A 3,454-nucleotide genomic window follows, 5' to 3' on the forward strand; every position below is an offset into this window, starting at 1 on the left:
CTGCACCTGCACCTGCACCTAAGTCGACCGTCAGTTTGAGCAAGATCACGCTCGACAAGACCCGTGCTTCGATCAGCCTGGAAAAGTCCAGCGCCGGTTTCGGTGAGATTCGGGTCAACCTGAACTGGAACCGTCGCAGCGACAGCAAGGGCGGCGGCTTCTTCTCGATGAAGAAGAGCAATGCCATCGACCTTGATGTAGGCTGCCTCTTCGAAATGCAGGACGGTCTCAAAGGCGCGGTTCAGGCGCTGGGCAACTCGTTCGGTTCGCTCAACACCGAGCCTTTCATCAAACTGATGGGCGATGATCGTACTGGCTCGATCAGTGACGGTGAGTGGCTGCATATCAATGGCGCGCACTGGAGCAAGATCCGTCGCATTCTGGTTTATGCGTTCATCTATGAAGGTGCGCCGAACTGGAAAGAAACCGACGGTGTTGTCACCATTCATGCGCCGGGCCAGCCGCCCATCGAGGTTCGCCTCAACGAAGAAGGTGGTCGTCAGGGCATGTGTGCAATTGCCTTGCTGGAAAATGACAATGGCGCAGTCAAGGTGACGCGTCGGGTGGATTTCCACAATGGTCACAGCAACATGGACAAGGCCTATGGCTGGGGCATGCGCTGGGCTGCCGGTTCCAAGTAAACAATACCGTGGTATTTCTGGGCTGGCTGTGCCGCCTCATGGGAGATAGACATGCTGGACTGGTTGAAAACAAACGCAACGGCTGCTCGCGACAAGCTGGCTTCGGAAGTTTCGAAGTTCAAGAACCGCGAATTCATGGAAGCTGTGGTTTCCGGCTGTGCGCTGGTATCGGCCGCTGACGGCGATATCAGCTCCAGTGAAAAGCAGAAAATGGCTGGCTTCATCCAGAACTCTCAGGAACTGAAAGTTTTTGACATGAAGGAAGTCATCCAGGGTTTTCAGGAAGCGTGCTCCAAGTTCGAGTTCGATTTTGAAATTGGTCGTGCCGAAGCGTTGAAAACCATCGGCAAGATCAAAAAGAAAGAAGATGCCGCCCGTTTGCTGGTGCGCGTCTGCTGTGCTATCGGTGGCGCTGATGGCAGCTTCGACGAGAAAGAGCGGGAAGTCTGCCGCACGATCTGCCGAGAGCTTGGCCTGAACCCGTCCGATTTCGACCTGTAATTTTTTACCCTAAGGAACGCAGTTAAATGGAAAGCACCTCTCTAGGCTTCCCTCCACTCACGATGGCGGTTTTCGTCGGCCTGGCCATTACGGCCATGGCTATCGACATGTTCTCCCACCGGGGAAACAAGCCGATCACCCTCGCGCAAGCCTCGGCGTGGTCGATTTTCTGGGTCGCCATTTCGCTGGCTTTTGCCGGTTTCCTGTATGTGCAGCACGGCTCCGAAGTCGCCACGCTGTTCGTTACCGGTTACGCGCTGGAAAAAGTGCTGAGCGTCGACAACCTGTTCGTGTTCATGGCCTTGTTCTCCTGGTTCAAGATCCCGGATGGCCTGCGCCACCGCGTTCTGTACTGGGGCATCATCGGTGCCATCGTCTTCCGCGGCATCTTCGTCGCCATCGGTACGGGCCTGCTGGCCCTGGGGCCGTGGGTCGAAGTGGTGTTTGCGGTCATCGTTGCCTGGACCGCCATCATGATGCTCAGAGCGGGTGATGACGACGACGAAGAAGTCGACTACTCGCAACACATGGCGTATCGCTTTGCCAAGAAACTGTTCCCGGTATGGCCGAAGCTGCACGGCAGCAACTTTTTCGTCCGTCGCTCGGTACTGGAAGAAGAAGTCAAAAAACCAGAAAACGCCGGTATCACCCTTGCCGCCAAGGGCGCTCTGTTCGCGACCCCATTGTTCCTGTGTCTGGTTGTGGCTGAAATCTCCGACGTGCTGTTCGCGTTCGACTCCGTGCCGGCAATCATTGCAGTGAGCCGCGAGCCGCTGATCGTGTTCTCGGCCATGCTGTTCGCGATTCTTGGTCTGCGTACTCTGTACTTCGTTCTTGAAGCCCTCAAGCGCTATCTGGTGCATCTGGAGAAAGCGGTTATCGCCTTGCTGTTCTTCATCGCCATCAAACTGGGCCTGAACGCAACCAACCACCTGTTCCACCACGGTTACGAGATCAGCGCCAATACCAGCCTGCTGGTTGTGGTCGTCGTGTTGATCATCGGTATCGTTGCAAGCCTGCTCTTCCCGGGTAAAGAAGAATCCGCTGAAGAAAAAGCGTAAACACTGGATAAAGGAGATAACCGAATCATGGCTTTGACTCTGCAAAAAGGTGGCAACCTTTCGCTGTCGAAAACCGACCCTACCCTGACCAATGTACTGATTGGCCTGGGCTGGGATCCGCGTGCCACTGACGGCCAGGAATTTGACCTGGACGCCAGCGCATTTCTGCTGGGCGCCAATGGCAAGGTCCTCAGTGAAGCTGACTTCATTTTCTACAACCAGCTCAAGAGCGCCGATGGCTCCGTCGAACACACCGGTGACAACCGTACCGGTGCTGGTGATGGCGATGACGAAGTGCTCAAGGTCAATCTGACAAGAGTTCCTGCTGACGTGGACAAGATCGTCTTCGTTGTGACCATTCACGACGCTGACAGCCGCAAGCAGAACTTCGGTCAGGTGGGCGGCTCGTTTATCCGTGTGCTGAATGAAAAATCCAGCTCGGAAATCGTTCGCTACGACCTGGCGGAAGACGCCTCGACTGAAACCGCGATGATCTTCGCCGAGCTGTATCGCAACAATGGCGAGTGGAAGTTCCGCGCAGTGGGTAGCGGCTTCGCCGGTGGCCTGAAAGCTGTGGCCAACTCTTTCGGCATGAATTTCTGATTCGCGCCTAACCATTTTTCCAGAAAGGATTACGAACATGGCAGTAAGTCTGAGTAAAGGCGGTAACGTTTCGCTGTCGAAAGAGGCTCCGGGCCTGACAGAAATCACCGTGGGCCTGGGCTGGGATCCACGCGTTACCGATGGCACCGAGTTCGACCTGGACGCATCGGTCTTCATCGTTGGTGAAAGTGGCAAGGTGTTGGATGACAACAGCTTCATTTTCTACAACAACAAGAAATCGGCAGATGGTTCGGTCGAGCACCTTGGCGATAACCGTTCCGGCGCTGGCGATGGTGATGACGAGTCGGTAAACGTCAAACTCACCGGTCTGGCTGCTGCGGTCAAGAAGCTGGTTTTTGCGGTCACTATCCACTCGGCTGAAGAGCGCAAGCAGAGCTTTGGTCAGGTGTCCAACGCTTACATTCGCGTTGTGAACAAGGCTGACGGCAAGGAAATCGCTCGTTACGACCTGTCGGAAGACGCGTCGACCGAAACCGCGATGATCTTCGGCGAGCTGTACCGCAATGGCGACGAGTTCAAGTTCAAGGCCATTGGTCAAGGCTTTGCAGGCGGTCTGAAGCCGTTGGCAGAAGCGCACGGCGTGGCAATCGGCTAAACCCCGAGCAGCGCACGATAAAAACCCCCCCC

The 3,454-nt window shown here is 55.6% G+C and carries 5 protein-coding genes; all 5 read left to right on the forward strand.

The annotated features are described in order from the left end of the window. The coding region (locus ALO64_RS26250) for a TerD family protein (protein WP_456238961.1) at positions 1-641 on the forward strand (641 nt) is incomplete at its 5' end. Between the two features lie 51 nt (positions 642-692). Further along, the gene (locus tag ALO64_RS09545) at positions 693-1,142 is read left to right on the forward strand and encodes a tellurite resistance TerB family protein (protein ID WP_002552036.1); all 450 of its coding nucleotides are present in this window, start codon (positions 693-695) and stop codon (positions 1,140-1,142) included. A 26-nt stretch (positions 1,143-1,168) separates the two neighbouring features. Next, the gene (locus ALO64_RS09550) at positions 1,169-2,203 is read left to right on the forward strand and encodes a TerC/Alx family metal homeostasis membrane protein (protein ID WP_005732348.1); all 1,035 of its coding nucleotides are present in this window, start codon (positions 1,169-1,171) and stop codon (positions 2,201-2,203) included. A 27-nt stretch (positions 2,204-2,230) separates the two neighbouring features. Then, the gene (locus tag ALO64_RS09555) at positions 2,231-2,806 is read left to right on the forward strand and encodes a TerD family protein (RefSeq protein ID WP_044344238.1); all 576 of its coding nucleotides are present in this window, start codon (positions 2,231-2,233) and stop codon (positions 2,804-2,806) included. 37 nt (positions 2,807-2,843) lie between these two features. Then, positions 2,844-3,422 carry a TerD family protein gene (locus tag ALO64_RS09560; RefSeq protein ID WP_002552039.1) on the forward strand — a complete coding sequence of 193 codons (579 nt, stop codon included), beginning with the start codon at positions 2,844-2,846 and terminating at the stop codon, positions 3,420-3,422. The last annotated feature ends 32 nt before the right edge of the window (positions 3,423-3,454 follow it).

Origin of the sequence: Pseudomonas meliae (genome assembly GCF_001400515.1) — a bacterium.
GTDB lineage: Bacteria > Pseudomonadota > Gammaproteobacteria > Pseudomonadales > Pseudomonadaceae > Aquipseudomonas > Aquipseudomonas amygdali.